This is a genomic window from Escherichia sp. MOD1-EC5990 (assembly GCF_002965285.1).
Classification (GTDB): domain Bacteria; phylum Pseudomonadota; class Gammaproteobacteria; order Enterobacterales; family Enterobacteriaceae; genus Escherichia; species Escherichia coli_F.
Genome location: NZ_PTRV01000034.1, coordinates 18,968 through 37,359, shown reverse-complemented (window position 1 = coordinate 37,359; position 18,392 = coordinate 18,968). Strand labels below are relative to the sequence as shown.

Below are 18,392 nucleotides of genomic sequence, written 5' to 3'. Positions count from 1 at the left end.
ATGACGGTAATTTTGTCAATGATTTGTCGGGCAGACGTGGAATATACCAGGCAGGTATTAAAGCCTCATTCAGCAGTTCGTTAAGCGGGCATCTCGGGGTGGGGTATAGCCATGGTGCCAGTGTGGAATCCCCGTGGAACGCGGTGGCTGGTGTGAACTGGTCGTTCTGACAATCAGTAATTAAACTGCGCTTCGGCGCAGTTTCCGTTTACAGGATGTTAAAAGGGAAAATTCTGCGGCAAAAAAAGCCCGCCAGTTACGGCGGGAAACCTCATCCTATGGGAGAACAATGAATAATGAAATTGCGGGGTTATCATCTCCCAGTATACCAATACTAACAATAAGGTTATTTACTCAGCCAGGTATAAACAATTTGTTCTGTGTGGGGGGAACGGCATTAAGGTGTAAAGGGGGGGGGAAGCAATGAGTAGCATCAGCAAGAATACTCGCCGCTCTTATCAAACGTGGATGAGGGGGATGAAAAACTCAAGGCAGAGATGACTCTGCCTTGAAGATAAATGCGCTTTTACAGCGGGCTTATTTCAGCTCTTCTGCTTCCGGTAAGGTCACGTTCAGCTCAAGAATAGAAATATCGCCATCTTTTTGCTCAAGCTGTACGGTTACCATCTCAGGATCAATTTGTACGTATTTACAAATGACCTCAAGAATATCTTTACGCAACTGCGGCAGATAATGCGGTTCTGCATCGCTGCGACGGCGTTCAGCAACAATAATCTGCAGCCGTTCTTTTGCAATGTTGGCCGTGTTTTTCTTCCGCGAGAGAAAGAAATCGAGTAATGCCATAACTTATCCTCCGAACAAGCGTTTGAGGAAGCCTTTCTTCTCTTCTTCAATGAAGCGGAAAGGACGTTCTTCTCCCAACAGACGTTCTACGGTATCTGCGTAGGCTTTACCCGCATCGGCGTTAATGTCGAGAATGACCGGTTCACCCTGGTTAGAGGCGCGCAATACTGATTGATCCTCAGGAATCACGCCGACGAGTTTGATGCGCAGGATCTCCAGCACATCTTCCATGCTCAACATGTCACCTCTGCTCACGCGGCCTGGGTTATAGCGCGTTAACAGCAGATGCTCTTTAATAGGCTCTTCGCCATTTTCTGCGCGGCGTGATTTCGACGCCAGAATGCCTAAAATACGGTCAGAGTCGCGTACTGAGGAGACTTCCGGGTTGGTGGTAATAATGGCTTCGTCTGCAAAATAGAGTGCCATTAACGCACCGGTTTCAATCCCTGCCGGGGAGTCACAAACGATAAATTCAAAGTCCATCGCTTTCAGATCATCAAGAACTTTGGCGACCCCTTCACGGGTAAGGGCATCTTTATCGCGTGTTTGCGATGCCGGAAGAATATAGAGATTTTCAGTACGCTTATCTTTAATTAACGCCTGATTTAGCGTTGCATCGCCCTGAATGACGTTGACGAAATCGTAAACGACCCGGCGTTCACAACCCATAATCAGGTCGAGATTACGCAGGCCGATATCAAAATCTATCACGACAGTTTTCTTTCCCTTCTGGGCCAAACCAGTGGCGATGGCCGCGCTGGAGGTTGTCTTACCAACACCCCCTTTGCCCGAAGTAACAACAATAATGCGTGCCATAGAAATTCCTTGTTAAAAAGGGATCAATTTAACGGTTGAACGGTCAAAGCGTTTTCGACTAACTGTAGTCGCGCTGCTTTGCCATAAAATTCTGCTGGGATTTGATCACTCAGCCAGTATTCACCTGCGATGGACACCAGTTCCGCCATCAGGTTCGTACAAAATATTTGCGTTTCCCGGTCACCACTTGCCCCTGCCAGCGCACGACCGCGCATCATGCCATAAACATGAATGTTACCATCGGCAATCAATTCGGCCCCAGCGCTAACGTGGCTTGTAACAATCAGATCACATTGTGGAGCATAAATACGCTGACCGGAACGCACCGGGGTATCTATTAAACGCGTTTTTGTGACCGGCGTTGTATTTTGCGCTGGAGCCTGCGGTGCGGGAGCTGGACGCGGCGCTTTTTCCTTTCCTTCCGTCAGGATAGGCAGCCCCATCTTTTCAATTTCGGCTTTAAGTTGCGCATCTTTGCAGCCACTTACGCCAATAACCCGCAAACCAGTTGCCGAAACAGCCTTATGCATCGCTGACCAGTTTACCGGGTCTTCAAGTGCACTGACGTTGAGTACAACAGGGGCATGTTTTAAAAATGCGGGGGCCTGAGCGATTTTGTCTTCCAGCGCCTGATGAATAACCTTAGGTTCTGCCTCATGCAGATGAACCACAGATAAAGTGAAGCTACTGCCTTTAAGCTCGATTGGCGTGTTTGACATCCTGGCCTTACTCAATTAGCTATTAATCATCGCCAGCGCGCGATGATGTTCCGAAGACTATAAGGCATGTTATAGTCTGGATTATATTGAGGCAAGTCACCCTCCCATTTATTCAGAGTAAAAGTCTATTCTGTGATAAATGGCGCTGATTCATAGCTTAAAAAATACCCTTGTCAATCAACCCATTGCCGTCGTACTTTTGATTGTTCTTATTTACGCTTCCTTTTTCCGCACCCTAATCGTGACAGCATCTTCAGACCTGTTTAAATATCCAGTATTGAGACGAGTGTATTTTTTCACCACGCCAGGCTTTCTTAACTTTCCATTTTTTGCAGCATCATTAAAGAACAGATACCCGTTATCTTAATATCCGCCACAGAATTGCTCTATCATAGAAACCGCAGAAGACGTCTGATACTTCTGTCAGGTCATCGTAACTCGTCCAGGTCAGCGGTTTTGATTACGGATTGATGATGAAATGAGCATAAGTGTTGTACGGTTGGATTATCAGGATGTGCTATGAATATGATGCGTATTTTTTATATCGGATTGTCAGGTGTGGGGATGATGTTCTCATCAATGGCGTCTGGAAATGACGCTGGCGGACTTCAATCTCCGGTGTGCGGCGTTGTTTGCGACCCGTATATTTGTGTTAACTCAGATGGCATTTCCCCAGAGTTAACAAGGAAATATCTCGGCGAAAAAGCCGCTGAAAACTTACAATCAGTACAAGGTTACGATCCCAGCGAATTTACATTCTCTAACGGTGTATTTTGCGATGTTAAAGAAAAATTATGTCGTGATGATCGTTATTTTGGTGTGAATGGTAAGCGGAGTGGAAAAATCAATCAAACCACCACAAAGATGTTATTTATGTGTCGTGAGTGATGTCTTGTTTACATTATGTTCTATTCGTCATTAACCTCTTAAGCGACAGAGAGGAGTGGGGCGTTAACGTTTATGACGGGGAGAGTCCCCGTCGATTGACATTTACTTAATTTGAATATCAACGTTATATTTTTTAGTTTTGTTTTTACGGGCGTCATTTCGAGTTTGCAGCACACGCAGCTCATATTTGCCAGAAGCTGGGAGTGCGTATTGTCCGTGACTATCGAGTTCTGGGGAATATCTGGATAAATCAACAGAATCATCGATCCCTGGTCCGAAGAGGTAAGTATCAGCGCCTTCATTAGAGATACTCACATGCACTTTCTGGCCTTTTTTGGCATAGAAGGTATATGTATCGTAATCATATCCCTTTATTTCGCCGGAGTACTGAGCGCTGCTATGACCTTTTCTGAACTCAACATTGACATTCTTACCTGCAGCAAAGCTCGTAGAGGTTAGCAGTGCAAGCAGCAATACACCCTTACTGATGCCCTTGATTTTCATAGGTAGTCTCCTGTTCAGAATGAGTACGATGAACTGTTATAATATAACAATTCCTTACGGGGGAATTCCAGTGGCTTTCCTGTATTCGGTAAAATCCTGGTGCGGTATTCTTGCCGGGGATTACTTATAAAGGGCGCATGGATTGAACAAACCGCAGAAATCTACAGCTGGCTGGCTTGTGGCGCGGGTTTCATTGATGTTAGCTTATGCCAAAACCTGGCATTTTAAAGAGTAAATGTATGTTTTGTGTGATTTATCGAAGCAGCAAGCGTGACCAGACCTATTTATATGTCGAAAAAAAAGACGATTTTTCGCGTGTTCCTGAGGAACTGATGAAAGGTTTTGGTCAGCCTCAGTTAGCGATGATTCTGCCGCTGGATGGGCGGAAGAAATTGGTCAATGCCGATATTGAGAAGGTTAAACTGGCATTAACCGAGCAAGGTTACTATCTGCAGTTACCGCCACCCCCCGAAGATTTGCTGAAGCAACATCTTTCCGTAATGGGGCAGAAAACAGACGACACTAACAAATAACCGATATCCGGCGGTGGCATTATCTTTGTCGGCGCGGGTTTTCATATCCACGATAAGTGAGGGGAACATTATGTATCAACATCACAACTGGCAAGGTGCGCTGCTGGATTATCCGGTGAGTAAAGTAGTCTGTGTTGGCAGTAACTATGCCAAACATATTAAAGAGATGGGCAGTGCAGTGCCCGAAGAGCCAGTGCTGTTTATTAAACCAGAGACGGCACTGTGCGATCTGCGGCAGCCATTGGCGATCCCATCCGATTTCGGTTCAGTTCATCATGAAGTCGAACTGGCGGTGTTGATTGGCGCGACGCTACGTCAGGCTACGGAAGAGCATGTCCGCAAAGCAATTGCCGGTTACGGCGTGGCGCTCGATCTGACATTGCGTGATGTTCAGGGAAAAATGAAGAAAGCCGGGCAGCCGTGGGAAAAGGCCAAAGCGTTTGATAACTCTTGTCCGCTTTCCGGGTTTATTCCCGCGGCGGAATTCACCGGCGATCCGCAAAATACAGTGCTGGGCCTGAGCGTAAACGGCGAACAACGCCAGCAAGGTACGACTGCGGACATGATCCATAAAATCGTTCCGCTGATCGCTTATATGAGCAAGTTCTTTACCCTCAAGGCCGGTGACGTTGTGCTGACAGGCACGCCTGATGGCGTCGGCCCGTTGCAAAGCGGTGATGAGCTGACAGTCACTTTCGATGGGCATTCTTTGACAACTCGCGTTTTGTAATACTTTTTGCCGCCTGAAAGCGGCGGCAAAACTTGCATCGCTGTGCCAGACTGGTTATAAGGTGCGTTTTAACGTAATGGCGGAACACCTGATGAGCGATGTACCTTTCTGGCAAAGTAAAACCCTGGACGAAATGAGCGATGCGGAATGGGAGTCGTTGTGTGATGGTTGCGGTCAGTGTTGTCTGCATAAACTAATGGACGAAGACACCGACGAAATCTACTTCACTAACGTCGCCTGTCGCCAGCTCAATATTAAAACCTGTCAATGTCGGAACTACGAGCGTCGTTTCGAGTTTGAACCCGACTGCATTAAACTAACCCGTGAAAATCTGCCAACATTCGAATGGTTGCCAATAACCTGCGCTTATCGCTTGCTGGCGGAAGGTAAAGATTTACCTGCGTGGCATCCGCTGCTTACTGGTTCGAAAGCGGCAATGCATGGCGAACGTATCTCTGTGCGTCATATCGCAGTGAAAGAATCAGAAGTGATTGACTGGCAGGATCATATCTTAAATAAACCTGACTGGGCGCAGTGATAAATTTAATAGATGTTGATGGGGGCTTTCTTAATATACGTCTGGATGCTCGCCATTTCGTAGCCCTGTTTTTGAAAGCGCTCTGTCATAATGAGAGTTACCCGATACCTTATTATTAACAGGTAACTCTCAATCTTTAAAAAACGTCTGTATTTTTAAATGTGATAAACTTTATACCTTGAGTACATGGAGAGAATAATCGCTTATCAGACTTCAGGTACCTCAAAGAGTGTCTTCTTACCGTGTCTTTTCTGATACTCATTACAGGTGTTAATCATTTTTTTTGCCGCTTCTTTTAGCAAAGAAAGCATTAAATCATCATAATCAACGTAGAATCTGGTTGTTTCAGTTTCCGTTTTTATCTCCCCGATGGCGGCTATTTCGGTGGTTAATTTCAATTTGGCAGCATCGATATCTTTATTCGCTTGTTTAACCGTGTTAGACAGGGTGGTAAAGAAACTCTGCACAGATTTTAACTTGTTCTTCAATTCTGGAATCAGTTTCCCTTCAACTACGCCCGCAGCAATAGAATAGGAAATGATTAATCCAAATGGACCGGCGACGACACCGGCTGCGGCACCGGCATACGCTTCCTTCCTGATTTTATCTACCTGTGACTGGAAATAGCTGCTTTTTTCTGAAAAATCATTGGTTAACTGGCTATCTAACGCCAGCAGTTTTCCGGAAGCGGTGTTGAAACTTTGTGAGCTTACCAGCAGAGATTTTTGCGCTTCATTCAGCTTCGTGATGCCGTCATCCAGTACCTTAATGAGAATGTCTTTCTGGGCGGATGCTTTCTTCTCATTGTACTCATCAAATAGCAAAATATATGCTGCGAGCAATTGTGTCGCAACACCACACCATTCATACACCGTTTGGGTTGCTTCAAAATACTTATCCTGGCTATCCATAAGTAAGGTTTTAATATCGCCAACTAAAACGGAGGCTGCCTGTGAATACTCCTGTTTAAAGCGACTTAACTCTTTTATGGTTTCATCGAAGGTCTGCCAGGGGATGACCTGATCGAGATATTTATTATAAAGGTCTAATGCTCCATCTGCGGTTTCGATTGCGTTTTTAACTACCTCTACCGTTTTATCTGCAACGATTTCAGTCATAATCATTCGCCTCTTTAAATATATAAATTGTAATGAAACTCCTGTTTTACAACTATTAATGAATTTTACTTCATCTAATTCATAGTTAGGCGGGTGAGATGCGTCAATGTCTTTATTTATATTAATATGATAAATATCAAACAATGTTTAATGTCATTATGGCGAATGCTTCCATTCTATTTTTAAACCGGGCGATATTTTTCCTTTCTGCTGGATGAATGCTGGCGCCAGAAGGCCGCGTGAGCACAGGATAAGAGAACGAAAAATCAGCAGTCTATGCAGCGACAAATATTGATAGCCTGAATCAGTATTGATCTGCTGGCAAGAACAGACTACTGTATATAAAAACAGTATAACTTCAGGCAGATTATTATGTTGTTTATCAAGCCTGCGGATCTCCGCGAAATTGTGACTTTTCCGCTATTTAGCGATCTTGTTCAGTGTGGCTTTCCTTCACCGGCCGCAGATTACGTTGAACAGCGCATCGATCTGAATCAACTGTTGATCCAGCATCCCAGCGCGACTTACTTCGTCAAAGCAAGTGGTGATTCTATGATTGACGGTGGGATTAGTGACGGTGATTTACTGATTGTCGATAGCGCTATTACCGCCAGCCATGGTGATATTGTCATCGCTGCTGTTGACGGCGAGTTTACGGTGAAAAAATTGCAACTACGCCCGACTGTGCAGCTTATTCCCATGAACAGTGCATATTCACCCATTACCATCAGTAGCGAAGATACGCTGGATGTCTTTGGTGTGGTGATCCACGTCGTTAAGGCGATGCGCTGATGTTTGCCCTCTGTGATGTAAACGCTTTTTATGCCAGCTGTGAGACGGTGTTTCGCCCTGATTTATGGGGTAAACCGGTGGTTGTGCTATCGAATAATGACGGTTGCGTTATCGCCCGAAACGCTGAGGCAAAGGCGCTGGGCGTTAAAATGGGCGATCCCTGGTTCAAACAAAAAGATCTGTTTCGCCGCTGTGGCGTGGTTTGCTTTAGCAGTAACTATGAGCTTTACGCCGATATGAGCAATCGGGTGATGTCGACGCTGGAAGAGCTATCGCCCCGCGTCGAGATTTACAGTATTGATGAGGCATTCTGCGATCTGACCGGTGTGCGTAATTGTCGCGATCTGACTGATTTTGGCAGAGAAATTCGCGCAAAGGTGCTACAACGTACCCATCTTACTGTTGGTGTGGGGATCGCCCAGACCAAAACGCTGGCTAAGCTTGCCAATCATGCGGCAAAAAAATGGCAGCGGCAGACGGGTGGGGTGGTGGATTTATCAAATCTGGAACGCCAGCGTAAATTAATGTCTGCTCTCCCCGTGGATGAAGTCTGGGGGATTGGACGGCGGATCAGCAAAAAACTGGACGCGATGGGGATCAAAACCGTTCTCGATTTGGCGGATACAGATATCCGGTTTATCCGTAAACATTTTAATGTAGTGCTCGAAAGAACGGTGCGTGAACTGCGCGGTGAACCCTGTTTGCAACTGGAAGAGTTTGCACCGACAAAGCAGGAAATTATCTGTTCCCGTTCGTTTGGTGAACGCATCACGGATTATACGTCGATGCGGCAGGCCATTTGTAGTTACGCTGCCCGGGCGGCGGAAAAACTTCGCAGCGAGCATCAATATTGTCGGTTTATCTCCACGTTTATTAAGACGTCACCATTTGCGCTCAATGAACCTTATTACGGCAATAGCGCGTCGGTAAAACTGCTGACGCCCACTCAGGACAGCAGGGATATCATTAACGCCGCTACGCGATCTCTGGATGCCATCTGGCAAGCGGGCCATCGCTACCAAAAAGCGGGCGTGATGCTGGGGGATTTCTTCAGTCAGGGAGTCGCGCAGCTCAATTTATTCGATGACAACGCACCGCGCCCCGGGAGTGAGCAATTGATGGCGGTAATGGATACGCTAAATGCTAAAGAGGGCAGAGGAACACTCTATTTTGCCGGGCAGGGGATCCAGCAACAATGGCAGATGAAGCGTGCCATGCTTTCACCACGTTATACAACACGAAGTACGGATTTACTGCGGGTCAAATGAACATAGCGGTAGCAAAAAGCGCTCCCGCAGGAGCGCCAAATGGATTAGCGACCGAACAGGTCACGTTTTTTCGCTTTAAACGGCTGGGAAATCACCACCAGCACCGCGACAATCAGGTAAGCGATAAAAATACCGAGCAGCCACTGCGGCATTTCCAGACCTAAAAATTCCCACTGACGCTCGGCGCAATCGCCAGAGGCGACAAACACTTGCGGCACCCATTTATCCAGCGGCAGCCAGTCAGGGAAACGAACCATAAAATCACAGGTCGCAAACGGCGAAGGATAGAGCTGAAGCATGGTGTGCTCGTAAGTTAACTGCACACCGCGGAACGCACTATACAACCAGATAATCATCGCTACATAACGCAGCGGAGTTTTCGGGGCGATCGCGCCAATCAGCGCAGCACCCAGAATGCCGAATAATGCGCAGCGTTCATAAATACAGAGCACGCAAGGTTTCAGTAACATCACATGCTGGAACCACAGCGCCGTCAGTTCCAGTGCCAGAGCGGTAAACGCCATCAACAGCCACGCGCCCCGACCTTGTGAACATTGATTCAAAAATCGCAACATAATCATTTCCCTGCAATATGCATAGAGTGCGCAGTTTAAACCAATTCATTCGCTGCGCCACCAGGAGGCAGCAAAAATAGGAGGTAATTGGACAATTATCGGGCGAAAAGGCAAACCGGGCATTTATATGCCCGGTAAGTTGTTATCAAAGCGTTGCTATCCAGCCCATTTGCATAAACCATTCGGTTACAGGGGCAAGCGTAAACTCAACACAGAGTAACCCGACAACCGTTAGTACGAGGGTGTAGGGAAGAGCCATCCATACCATGCGACCATAAGAGAGACGAATCAATGGCGCGAGTGCGGAGGTCAGCAGGAACAAGAACGCCGCCTGGCCATTCGGCGTCGCGACGGAGGGGAGGTTGGTCCCGGTGTTAATGGCGACGGCCAGAAGTTCATATTGCTTCAGTGTGATAACGCCACTCTCCATGGCTGCCTTTGCTTCGTTGATATAGATCGTTCCCACGAAGACATTATCCGAAATGGATGACAGCAGGCCGTTAAAAATATAGAACAACGACAGCTGGGCGTGTTCCGATGCCTGTAGGACAAAATGAATGATTGGTGAGAACAGTTGCTGATCAATAATTACCGCGACGACCGAGAAAAAGACAGTCAACAGTGCGGTGAATGGCAGAGATTCGGTGAAGGCTTTACCGATAGCATGTTCATCAGTGACACCAGTCAATGATGTCGCCAGAATAATGACCGACAAACCAATCAGGCCAACCTCCGCCAGATGCAACGCCAGCGCGGTGACCAGCCAGACGCCGATAATCGCCTGGACAATCAGACGAATTTTATCCTGACGGGTACGCTGGTGGCGACTTTGATCGTCAAACTGTTGCAGCACTTCGCGGACTTTCTCCGGCAGCGTTTCGCCGTAGCCAAACCAACGCAGCTTCTCCACCAGCAGGCAGGTCAACAGGCCACAAATCAGAACTGGAACGGTCACCGGCGACATGCGCAGGAAGAAATCGCCAAAATGCCAGCCAGCCGCTTTAGCGATGATCAAGTTCTGTGGTTCGCCCACCATGGTCATCACGCCGCCTAATGCGGTGCCAACACCGGCATGCATCATCAGGCTACGCAGAAAGCCACGGAACTGTTCCAGAACCACTTTGTAATGCTTGTCGATATGACTATCGTCTTGCAGGTCGGTATCTTCAGTACGGGAAGAGGCTACGCGGTGATAAATCCCATAAAAACCGACTGCGACGCTGATCACCACCGCCACGACGGTTAAGGCATCGAGGAACGCGGAGAGGAACGCCGCCGCCATGCAAAAAGAGAGCGACAGCAGCATTTTGGAGCGAATGCTTAACAGCAAACGGGTAAATATGAACAGCAACAGCTGTTTCATAAAATAGATACCCGCCACCATAAACATCAGTAACAGCAAGACTTCAAGATTCGCCGCCACCTCTTCACGAACATGTTCCGCGCTGGTCATGCCGATGAATACCGCTTCGATAGCCAACAGACCACCGGGGAGCAGCGGATAGCATTTGAGGGCCATCGCCAGAGTGAAAATAAATTCCGCCACCAGCAGCCAACCGGCAACAAAGGGGCTGATGATGAAAATTAACGGATTAAGAATTAAGAAAATAATGAGGGCGAGTTTGTACCAGTCGGGGGACTGGCCCAAAAAGTTGCGCCATAGGGCACGGCCCCAGGAGATCTCCATGATGGTTTCCCTTACCTTAGAAATAATCAATGATGTTTTTATCTTAGAACGCAAAGCTTAACGGCCAGGAGGGGATCGAGGCAAGTGTTGATGGTCTGGAGAAAAGAGATGTAGAAAATGAAGCCTTGATCCCTTTTTTCTTCTTTTTGTCTGCTATCAGCGTAGATAGCCCTCTGGTATGATGAGTCCAACTTTGTTTTGCTGTGTTATGGAAATCTCACTATGGTCATTAAGGCGCAAAGCCCGGCGGGTTTCGCGGAAGAGTACATTATTGAAAGTATCTGGAATAACCGCTTCCCTCCCGGGACTATTTTGCCCGCAGAACGTGAACTTTCAGAATTAATTGGCGTAACGCGTACTACGTTACGTGAAGTGTTACAGCGTCTGGCACGAGATGGCTGGTTGACCATTCAACATGGCAAGCCGACGAAGGTGAATAATTTCTGGGAAACTTCCGGTTTAAATATCCTTGAAACACTGGCGCGACTGGATCACGAAAGTGTGCCGCAGCTTATTGATAATTTGCTGTCGGTGCGTACCAATATTTCCACTATTTTTATTCGCACCGCGTTTCGTCAGCATCCCGATAAAGCGCAGGAAGTGCTGGCTACCGCTAATGAAGTGGCCGATCACGCCGATGCCTTTGCCGAGCTGGATTACAACATATTCCGCGGTCTGGCGTTTGCTTCCGGCAACCCGATTTACGGTCTGATCCTTAACGGGATGAAAGGGCTGTATACGCGCATTGGTCGTCACTATTTCGCCAATCCGGAAGCGCGCAGTCTGGCGCTGGGCTTCTACCACAAACTGTCGGCGTTGTGCAGTGAAGGCGCACACGATCAGGTATACGAAACAGTGCGTCGCTATGGGCATGAGAGCGGCGAGATTTGGCACCGGATGCAGAAAAATCTGCCGGGTGATTTAGCTATTCAGGGGCGATAATCCCTTCCGTTTAAAAAGCAAACCCCTCAAACGAGGGGTTTTTTGTTGTTTTTACAGATTTCCCATTCTCGGCGGGCAACGTTCCAGCAACTCGACGCTGCCGTCTTCGTTTTGCTGTTCCAGCATCACATCAAATCCCCACAGGCGATGCACATGCTTCAGCACTTCTTTGCGCCCCCGATCCAGCGGTGCGCGATTATGTGGAATGTAACGCAGCGTCAGCGAACGGTCGCCGCGCAAATCCACGTTCCAGATCTGAATATTCGGCTCCAGATTACTTAAATTATATTGCGACGATAACCGGTTACGGATCTCCCGATAACCTTCTTCATTATGAATAGCGGAAATCTCCAGATAATTATGGCGATCGTCATCCAGCACGGTGAAGAAGCGGAAATCACGCATCACTTTCGGTGACAGGAACTGGCTGATAAAACTCTCATCTTTGAAATCACGCATCGCAAAATGCAATGTTTCCAGCCAGTCAGAACCGGCGATATCCGGGAACCAGTATTTGTCTTCTTCCGTCGGCGACTGACAAATCCGTTTAATATCCTGGAACATGGCGAAACCAAGCGCATACGGGTTTATTCCACTGTACCACGGGCTATTATAGGGCGGCTGGAAGACCACATTGGTGTGGCTGTGCAAAAACTCCAGCATAAAACGTTCCGTTACTTTCCCTTCATCATACAGATGGTTAAGGATGGTGTAGTGCCAGAAGGTCGCCCAGCCTTCGTTCATCACCTGAGTCTGTTTTTGCGGATAAAAATACTGGCTCACCTTACGCACAATACGCAGAATTTCACGCTGCCATGATTCCAGCAGGGGTGCATTTTTCTCCATAAAATAGAGCAGGTTTTCTTGTGGCTCGGACGGATAGCGGCGCGCTTCAGCAACCGTTTTCTCTTCCTCGCGCTTCGGCAGGGTACGCCAGAGCATATTGACCTGACTTTGCAGATACTCTTCGCGACTTTTCTGCCGGGCTTTTTCTTCTTGCAGCGAGATTTTTTGCGGGCGTTTGTACCGATCCACACCGTAGTTCATCAGCGCATGACAGGAGTCAAGAAGCCGCTCTACTTCATCTACGCCATAACGTTCTTCGCACTCGGTAATATATTTACGGGCAAAAATCAGATAATCGACAATCGAACTGGCGTCGGTCCAGCTACGGAATAAGTAATTGTTTTTGAAGAAAGAGTTATGCCCATAGCAGGCGTGGGCCATCACAAGTGCCTGCATGGTGATAGTGTTCTCTTCCATCAGGTAAGCGATACACGGGTTAGAGTTAATGACGATTTCATAGGCCAGTCCTTGCTGACCGTGCTTATACAGCCGTTCAGTCTCGATAAACTTTTTACCGAATGACCAGTGTGGATAGTTAATTGGCATGCCGACGCTGGAGTAGGCATCCATCATCTGTTCTGAGGTGATCACTTCAATCTGGTGCGGGTAGGTATCCAGCCGATAGAGTTTCGCTACCCGGTCTATCTCTGCCAGATAAACATCCAGCAGGTCAAACGTCCAGTCGGGTCCATCGCTCAAACGTGTGGTGTCCTTATTCATAGAATCGATCGTCGCCATACGCGCACCTCATTGTTGTCGGTGCTCTCTGTGTGGAACACCTCATTTCAAGCATAGAACACCTGTTAAAAACCGCGTCGCCGAAGAATTTTTTTCTTTGCGATTTCTTATTATCAGAGTGCCAGTAATTCGCTTCTGAGCGGAATTTTATGCTGGTTAAAAAGGGTGTTCAGCAGGAGATACTAAAGATGCCATATTGCTGCAGAGTCAGGGAGATGTGAGCCAGCTCACCATAAAAAAGCCGTATGTTGAATAATATTTTCAACTGAGTTATCAAGATGTAATTAGATTATTATTCTTTTACTGTATCTACCGTTATCGGAGTGGCTATGCGAGTTGTCATACTGGGAAGTGGTGTGGTAGGCGTTGCCAGCGCCTGGTACTTAAATCAGGCAGGACATGAGGTCACCGTCATTGATCGGGAGTCAGGAGCAGCCCTGGAAACCAGTGCTGCGAATGCCGGGCAAATTTCCCCCGGCTATGCTGCGCCGTGGGCAGCGCCAGGTGTACCTTTAAAAGCGATTAAATGGATGTTCCAGCGCCATGCACCGCTGGCGGTTCGTCTCGACGGTACGCAGTTCCAGTTGAAATGGATGTGGCAAATGTTACGTAACTGTGACACCAGCCACTACATGGAAAACAAAGGGCGGATGGTGCGTCTGGCGGAATACAGCCGTGATTGCCTGAAAGCATTGCGCGCCGAAACTCATATTCAGTATGAAGGGCGGCAGGGCGGGACGCTGCAACTGTTCCGTACAGAACAACAATATGAAAACGCCACTCGCGATATCGCCGTGCTGGAGGATGCAGGCGTACCGTATCAACTGCTGGAATCCAGCCGCCTGGCGGAAGTGGAACCTGCGTTGGCGGAAGTGGCGCACAAACTGACGGGCGGCCTGCAGTTACCCAATGACGAAACCGGAGACTGCCAGCTGTTTACCCAGAATCTGGCGCGGATGGCAGAGCAGGCGGGGGTTAAATTCCGCTTTAATACGCCTGTTGACCAACTGCTTTGCGACGGCGAGCAGATCTATGGCGTGAAGTGTGGTGATGAAGTGATTAAGGCCGATGCGTATGTGATGGCGTTTGGTTCTTATTCGACGGCGATGCTTAAAGGCATTGTTGATATTCCGGTCTATCCGCTGAAAGGCTACTCGCTGACCATTCCGATTGCGCAAGAAGATGGCGCGCCGGTGTCCACCATTCTTGATGAAACCTATAAAATCGCCATTACCCGTTTCGATAACCGCATTCGCGTTGGTGGAATGGCGGAAATTGTTGGCTTTAACACCGAGCTGTTGCAGCCACGTCGTGAAACGCTGGAAATGGTGGTTCGCGATCTCTATCCACGCGGCGGTCATGTCGAGCAGGCCACATTCTGGACTGGTCTGCGCCCGATGACGCCAGACGGTACGCCGGTTGTGGGGCGTACACGCTTTAAAAATCTGTGGCTGAATACCGGTCACGGTACGCTCGGCTGGACGATGGCTTGCGGTTCCGGTCAGTTGTTAAGCGATCTGCTCTCTGGCCGTACGCCAGCGATCCCGTATGAGGATTTAAGCGTAGCACGCTACAGCCGTGGATTTACGCCATCACGCCCGGGCCATTTACATGGCGCGCACAGCTAAGGAAACGAGATGACCCGTCCGATACAGGCCAGCCTCGATCTGCAGGCATTAAAACAGAATCTTTCCATTGTCCGGCAGGCCGCGCCGCACGCGCGTGTCTGGTCGGTGGTAAAAGCGAATGCTTACGGGCACGGTATTGAGCGTATCTGGAGCGCGCTAGGGGCCACCGATGGCTTTGCATTACTTAATCTGGAAGAGGCAATAACGTTACGTGAGCGCGGCTGGAAAGGACCGATCCTGATGCTGGAGGGTTTTTTCCATGCACAGGATCTGGAGATTTATGACCAGTACCGCCTGACCACCTGCGTCCACAGCAACTGGCAGCTCAAAGCACTGCAAAATGCGCGGCTAAAAGCGCCGTTGGATATTTATCTTAAAGTGAACAGTGGGATGAATCGGTTGGGCTTCCAGCCCGATCGTGTGCTTACCGTCTGGCAGCAGCTGCGGGCGATGGCGAATGTTGGCGAAATGACTCTGATGTCGCATTTTGCCGAGGCGGAGCATCCTGAGGGGATTGCCGGCGCAATGGCGCGTATTGAGCAGGCGGCGGAAGGGCTGGAATGTCGGCGTTCATTGTCCAATTCGGCGGCGACTCTGTGGCATCCGGAAGCGCATTTTGACTGGGTTCGGCCTGGCATTATTTTGTATGGTGCTTCGCCGTCGGGTCAGTGGCGCGATATCGCCAATACCGGATTACGTCCGGTAATGACGCTAAGCAGTGAGATTATTGGTGTCCAGACGCTAAAAGCGGGTGAGCGTGTGGGCTATGGCGGTCGCTATACTGCGCGCGATGAGCAACGAATCGGCATTGTTGCCGCAGGATACGCCGACGGTTATCCGCGCCACGCGCCTACCGGTACACCTGTTTTAGTCGACGGCGTGCGTACCATGACGGTGGGGACAGTCTCGATGGATATGCTGGCGGTCGATTTAACGCCTTGCCCGCAGGCGGGTATTGGTACACCGGTTGAGCTGTGGGGCAAGGAGATCAAAATTGATGATGTCGCCGCCGCTGCCGGAACTGTGGGTTATGAGTTGATGTGCGCGCTGGCGTTACGGGTCCCGGTTGTGACGGTGTAACTTGTTGTAAGCCGGATCGGAGGCAGTGTCTTCTGGTTGCAAAAAAATCATCCATCCGGCTGGTCAGCAACTTTCGCTGTTAATGTGACAGAGCCATTTTCCATGATAGTGCCCATTAAAATGATGGACACTATTTCCCCGGAACCTGAGCTCACCGCACAGGCGTTCTACATAAAACGCTTACGCTTCATTGTTGACTCGAACTCGACTTCAGATAAATCACGCTTTACCCTTAATGCAGATTCGGGTTCATGTTCAGAATGTTGATTAACAGGCTGCGAGTCCTGTTGTCTTTCCAGACTCAACAGGCCCAACTGCTGATCCAGGAGCTCCAGGTCCTCCTGTACCTTCACGCGCTCCAGGAGTACCGGATCCTCCAGGTGCTCCAGAGCCATCAGGTCCTCCAGGTCCTCCAGCTCCTCGAGTCCCTCCAGGTCAAACTGGCCTTCCTTGCGCAAAAAGTCTAAAAGGTCCACCAGGCCCTCCTGGTTTTTCAGGCCCTCGACGGCTTTGAGCAGCGTCGGTAAATTGTCTTTGTCCCAAGGGTTACTGTTACAGTCAAACAACTTCAGGCTATGGGGCTGCGGCACCGGTATCGTTTTAAACTGGTTGTGACCACAGTAGTATATTATTAGCTTGGGCGGCAGCCGTGGTGCAGAGATCAAATCGTTACTAGAACAGTCAAATACTTTCAGGCGAGTCAAGTTCTCCAGCATCTCATCAGGTATTGAGTTAATATTGTTGCCGGCACAGGATAGTTTATACAGGTACTGGGGCATCGACGGCGGTAAAAATTGCAATGAGTTCTCAGAACAGTCAATCACTCTCAGGTTAGGCGACAGCTCAGGTAGCCAGATAATATAGTTTTCACAGCACTTCAGTATCATCAGTTTCGGGGGCTGCACCTTTGGTAACAAGATCAAAACGTTATCCATACACTCAAGCACCCTCAGTTCCTTCGGCAACACCTTCGGTAACGCGGACAACACGTTATTATTGCAGTAAAATTTCATCAGAAGTGGAGGCAAATTTTCAGGGAGTGAGGTCAATCCAAGGTCGCTAAGATTGAGCATAATTTGTCTATTTATGAGACATTCCTTCATTCTGCGCAATGCCTCTGCCCGGTTTTCAGTTCGGATTGCTGGCAGGTTTTCTTCCAGGATATTTTTCAGGATTTCTTTCACGTCTTCTTGTGATATTTCTGGCACTTTTTTTTGCAGGATTTCTTGCTGGGTTTCTTTCAGAGTTTCGTGCAGGTTTTCTTGCAGACCATCTTGCTGTATAGCCCATGTGCACCATTCGGCGACCAACCTGAACTCGTTATATTGCGGATCCGGAGGGGCCTCCAACGTGATGGTAATATTGTTTTCCATCTGTATTTTCACTTTGTCCGCGTTACTGAGGTCAATGATCCTCTGGGGGGCATCACCCCAGCGAAATTTTTGCGGGCCGAGATACTGCATGTTCCGCAAAAGATGATTCTTGAATTCCACCGTCAGTAAGCGCCGCCCTGACGGGTGTACGCCTGTGTTATAGGAAGATGGGGCGAATAGGCGTATGTCTTTAATGCTGGCCATAATGCTATGCATCCTTGAAATAAATATCCTCTGGCAGCGCCGAAGACGTGAATGTGGTCACCGCAAAGGTGCCACAAAACGTCATTTGCGCTGATATAACGACTCATCGTTGACTTTTCCCGGGTCAGAAATGCCGTGACGGGTCTGGTACATGCGTAACAGATCTGAACAAGTTTTATTACGGCCCAGGCAGCGTAGACGTATTAAAGAAAATACGAGAGCGAACGACCCGGAAATAATCGTTATTAAGCAAAAGAATAACTATAAGAAATCGCTCATTTATCCGGTGTTACAGGCGGATGAAACGCCACTACAGATACAGGGCAGTCTGATACGCGTATTGGTTCTCTATGGGCTATTTCAGCGCGGCAGGATGTGTGGGGGAATATTTTCGGGCGATGCCAGGCCGGAACCCCTGGTGGTTGACGGGAATGCCGGTAATGCGAGACTAGTTTTTCATCACCTGTTGCTGTCAGAAGAAGTCATTACACTGACTTTTTTGAGCCGGTGTTTTGAATTTATTAGCCAGAGCCTGCAATGGTTTGTCATCCATAATTTAACCTTCTTCTGATGTTGGTATGAGCATATCAAAATCAGGAAATGACAAGT

20 protein-coding genes are annotated in these 18,392 nt (G+C 48.4%); 11 read left to right on the top strand and 9 right to left on the bottom strand.

What is annotated here, in order from left to right; translation table 11 throughout:
* Positions 1-170 (top strand): autotransporter outer membrane beta-barrel domain-containing protein (locus BEB42_RS27255; protein ID WP_123058324.1); only part of this gene is annotated, 170 nt, incomplete at its 5' end.
* Between the two features lie 367 nt (positions 171-537).
* Here BEB42_RS27255 and minE read toward each other — a convergent pair.
* From minE to minC, 3 genes are read right to left on the bottom strand one after another with little or no spacing between them, the layout of a single operon-like run.
* Entirely contained in the window at positions 538-804 is a 267-nt protein-coding gene (gene minE, locus BEB42_RS24340; protein WP_001185665.1) for a cell division topological specificity factor MinE, read from the bottom strand.
* Between the two features lie 3 nt (positions 805-807).
* Positions 808-1,620, bottom strand: a complete 813-nt coding sequence (gene minD, locus BEB42_RS24335) for a septum site-determining protein MinD (RefSeq protein WP_000101055.1) — start codon at positions 1,618-1,620, stop codon at positions 808-810.
* Positions 1,621-1,643: 23 nt separating this feature from the next.
* A complete protein-coding gene (gene minC, locus BEB42_RS24330) occupies positions 1,644-2,339 on the bottom strand; it encodes a septum site-determining protein MinC (RefSeq protein ID WP_000072536.1) in 696 nt (231 codons plus the stop codon).
* A 519-nt stretch (positions 2,340-2,858) separates the two neighbouring features.
* Here minC and BEB42_RS24320 point away from each other — a divergent pair.
* A complete protein-coding gene (locus BEB42_RS24320) occupies positions 2,859-3,227 on the top strand; it encodes a YcgJ family protein (RefSeq protein ID WP_001056855.1) in 369 nt (122 codons plus the stop codon).
* 102 nt (positions 3,228-3,329) lie between these two features.
* Here BEB42_RS24320 and pliG read toward each other — a convergent pair whose 3' ends face one another.
* A complete protein-coding gene (pliG, locus tag BEB42_RS24315; protein ID WP_000693759.1) occupies positions 3,330-3,731 on the bottom strand; it encodes a g-type lysoyme inhibitor PliG in 402 nt (133 codons plus the stop codon).
* A gap of 239 nt (positions 3,732-3,970) precedes the next feature.
* Here pliG and BEB42_RS24310 point away from each other — a divergent pair, with 239 nt between their 5' ends.
* From BEB42_RS24310 to BEB42_RS24300, 3 genes are all read left to right on the top strand, one after another.
* Complete coding sequence (locus tag BEB42_RS24310) at positions 3,971-4,264, top strand: YcgL domain-containing protein (RefSeq protein ID WP_001297679.1); 294 nt, start codon at positions 3,971-3,973, stop codon at positions 4,262-4,264.
* Positions 4,265-4,334: 70 nt separating this feature from the next.
* Positions 4,335-4,994, top strand: a complete 660-nt coding sequence (locus BEB42_RS24305) for a fumarylacetoacetate hydrolase family protein (protein WP_000284282.1) — start codon at positions 4,335-4,337, stop codon at positions 4,992-4,994.
* Positions 4,995-5,085: 91 nt separating this feature from the next.
* Positions 5,086-5,532, top strand: a complete 447-nt coding sequence (locus tag BEB42_RS24300; protein WP_024218650.1) for a YcgN family cysteine cluster protein — start codon at positions 5,086-5,088, stop codon at positions 5,530-5,532.
* A gap of 206 nt (positions 5,533-5,738) precedes the next feature.
* Here BEB42_RS24300 and hlyE read toward each other — a convergent pair whose 3' ends face one another.
* Positions 5,739-6,650 (bottom strand): hemolysin HlyE, encoded by a 912-nt coding sequence (gene hlyE, locus BEB42_RS24295; RefSeq protein ID WP_024218649.1) that lies wholly within the window; start codon positions 6,648-6,650, stop codon positions 5,739-5,741.
* A 372-nt stretch (positions 6,651-7,022) separates the two neighbouring features.
* On the opposite strand from hlyE, the gene BEB42_RS24290 reads away from it, so the two are divergent.
* Positions 7,023-7,442 (top strand): translesion error-prone DNA polymerase V autoproteolytic subunit, encoded by a 420-nt coding sequence (locus tag BEB42_RS24290; protein ID WP_000897378.1) that lies wholly within the window; start codon positions 7,023-7,025, stop codon positions 7,440-7,442.
* Complete coding sequence (gene umuC, locus BEB42_RS24285; RefSeq protein WP_000457603.1) at positions 7,442-8,710, top strand: DNA polymerase V catalytic protein; 1,269 nt, start codon at positions 7,442-7,444, stop codon at positions 8,708-8,710. Before BEB42_RS24290 ends, umuC begins: the two co-directional genes overlap by 1 nt.
* Before the next feature lie 44 nt (positions 8,711-8,754).
* On the opposite strand, the gene dsbB is transcribed toward umuC, so the two are convergent.
* Both dsbB and nhaB read right to left on the bottom strand, forming a co-directional pair.
* Positions 8,755-9,285 (bottom strand): disulfide bond formation protein DsbB, encoded by a 531-nt coding sequence (dsbB, locus tag BEB42_RS24280; protein ID WP_000943444.1) that lies wholly within the window; start codon positions 9,283-9,285, stop codon positions 8,755-8,757.
* Positions 9,286-9,430: 145 nt separating this feature from the next.
* Positions 9,431-10,972, bottom strand: a complete 1,542-nt coding sequence (gene nhaB / locus BEB42_RS24275; protein WP_000406370.1) for a Na(+)/H(+) antiporter NhaB — start codon at positions 10,970-10,972, stop codon at positions 9,431-9,433.
* 222 nt (positions 10,973-11,194) lie between these two features.
* Here nhaB and fadR point away from each other — a divergent pair, with 222 nt between their 5' ends.
* Positions 11,195-11,914 carry a fatty acid metabolism transcriptional regulator FadR gene (fadR, locus tag BEB42_RS24270; RefSeq protein ID WP_000234823.1) on the top strand — a complete coding sequence of 240 codons (720 nt, stop codon included), beginning with the start codon at positions 11,195-11,197 and terminating at the stop codon, positions 11,912-11,914.
* 51 nt (positions 11,915-11,965) lie between these two features.
* Here fadR and BEB42_RS24265 read toward each other — a convergent pair whose 3' ends face one another.
* The gene (locus BEB42_RS24265; protein WP_000190855.1) at positions 11,966-13,498 is read right to left on the bottom strand and encodes a SpoVR family protein; all 1,533 of its coding nucleotides are present in this window, start codon (positions 13,496-13,498) and stop codon (positions 11,966-11,968) included.
* A 329-nt stretch (positions 13,499-13,827) separates the two neighbouring features.
* On the opposite strand from BEB42_RS24265, the gene dadA reads away from it, so the two are divergent.
* Together dadA and dadX are read left to right on the top strand one after the other, a co-directional pair.
* Entirely contained in the window at positions 13,828-15,126 is a 1,299-nt protein-coding gene (gene dadA, locus BEB42_RS24260) for a D-amino acid dehydrogenase (protein WP_001266925.1), read from the top strand.
* A gap of 9 nt (positions 15,127-15,135) precedes the next feature.
* Positions 15,136-16,206: a catabolic alanine racemase DadX gene (dadX, locus tag BEB42_RS24255; RefSeq protein WP_000197857.1), complete on the top strand. Its 1,071-nt coding sequence runs from the start codon at positions 15,136-15,138 to the stop codon at positions 16,204-16,206.
* A gap of 167 nt (positions 16,207-16,373) precedes the next feature.
* Here the strand turns inward: dadX and BEB42_RS24250 are convergent, their stop codons facing one another.
* Positions 16,374-17,783, bottom strand: coding sequence for a hypothetical protein (locus BEB42_RS24250; protein WP_000146546.1), 1,410 nt, complete (start codon positions 17,781-17,783; stop codon positions 16,374-16,376).
* Positions 17,784-17,934: 151 nt separating this feature from the next.
* On the opposite strand from BEB42_RS24250, the gene BEB42_RS24245 reads away from it, so the two are divergent.
* Positions 17,935-18,354: a hypothetical protein gene (locus tag BEB42_RS24245; RefSeq protein ID WP_001246023.1), complete on the top strand. Its 420-nt coding sequence runs from the start codon at positions 17,935-17,937 to the stop codon at positions 18,352-18,354.
* The last annotated feature ends 38 nt before the right edge of the window (positions 18,355-18,392 follow it).

What these genes read in the sequence shown, in the direction of transcription:
- umuC (WP_000457603.1), top strand. Translation starts at nt 7,442, where the DNA reads ATGTTTGCCCTCTGTGATGTAAACGCTTTTTATGCCAGCTGTGAGACG.
- BEB42_RS24320 (WP_001056855.1), top strand. Translation starts at nt 2,859, where the DNA reads ATGAATATGATGCGTATTTTTTATATCGGATTGTCAGGTGTGGGGATG.
- hlyE (WP_024218649.1), bottom strand. Translation starts at nt 6,650, where the DNA reads ATGACTGAAATCGTTGCAGATAAAACGGTAGAGGTAGTTAAAAACGCA.
- dadX (WP_000197857.1), top strand. Translation starts at nt 15,136, where the DNA reads ATGACCCGTCCGATACAGGCCAGCCTCGATCTGCAGGCATTAAAACAG.
- minD (WP_000101055.1), bottom strand. Translation starts at nt 1,620, where the DNA reads ATGGCACGCATTATTGTTGTTACTTCGGGCAAAGGGGGTGTTGGTAAG.
- dsbB (WP_000943444.1), bottom strand. Translation starts at nt 9,285, where the DNA reads ATGTTGCGATTTTTGAATCAATGTTCACAAGGTCGGGGCGCGTGGCTG.
- BEB42_RS24290 (WP_000897378.1), top strand. Translation starts at nt 7,023, where the DNA reads ATGTTGTTTATCAAGCCTGCGGATCTCCGCGAAATTGTGACTTTTCCG.
- minE (WP_001185665.1), bottom strand. Translation starts at nt 804, where the DNA reads ATGGCATTACTCGATTTCTTTCTCTCGCGGAAGAAAAACACGGCCAAC.
- minC (WP_000072536.1), bottom strand. Translation starts at nt 2,339, where the DNA reads ATGTCAAACACGCCAATCGAGCTTAAAGGCAGTAGCTTCACTTTATCT.
- nhaB (WP_000406370.1), bottom strand. Translation starts at nt 10,972, where the DNA reads ATGGAGATCTCCTGGGGCCGTGCCCTATGGCGCAACTTTTTGGGCCAG.
- dadA (WP_001266925.1), top strand. Translation starts at nt 13,828, where the DNA reads ATGCGAGTTGTCATACTGGGAAGTGGTGTGGTAGGCGTTGCCAGCGCC.
- pliG (WP_000693759.1), bottom strand. Translation starts at nt 3,731, where the DNA reads ATGAAAATCAAGGGCATCAGTAAGGGTGTATTGCTGCTTGCACTGCTA.
- BEB42_RS24245 (WP_001246023.1), top strand. Translation starts at nt 17,935, where the DNA reads ATGCGTAACAGATCTGAACAAGTTTTATTACGGCCCAGGCAGCGTAGA.
- BEB42_RS24300 (WP_024218650.1), top strand. Translation starts at nt 5,086, where the DNA reads ATGAGCGATGTACCTTTCTGGCAAAGTAAAACCCTGGACGAAATGAGC.
- BEB42_RS24305 (WP_000284282.1), top strand. Translation starts at nt 4,335, where the DNA reads ATGTATCAACATCACAACTGGCAAGGTGCGCTGCTGGATTATCCGGTG.
- BEB42_RS24250 (WP_000146546.1), bottom strand. Translation starts at nt 17,783, where the DNA reads ATGGCCAGCATTAAAGACATACGCCTATTCGCCCCATCTTCCTATAAC.
- BEB42_RS24265 (WP_000190855.1), bottom strand. Translation starts at nt 13,498, where the DNA reads ATGGCGACGATCGATTCTATGAATAAGGACACCACACGTTTGAGCGAT.
- BEB42_RS24310 (WP_001297679.1), top strand. Translation starts at nt 3,971, where the DNA reads ATGTTTTGTGTGATTTATCGAAGCAGCAAGCGTGACCAGACCTATTTA.
- fadR (WP_000234823.1), top strand. Translation starts at nt 11,195, where the DNA reads ATGGTCATTAAGGCGCAAAGCCCGGCGGGTTTCGCGGAAGAGTACATT.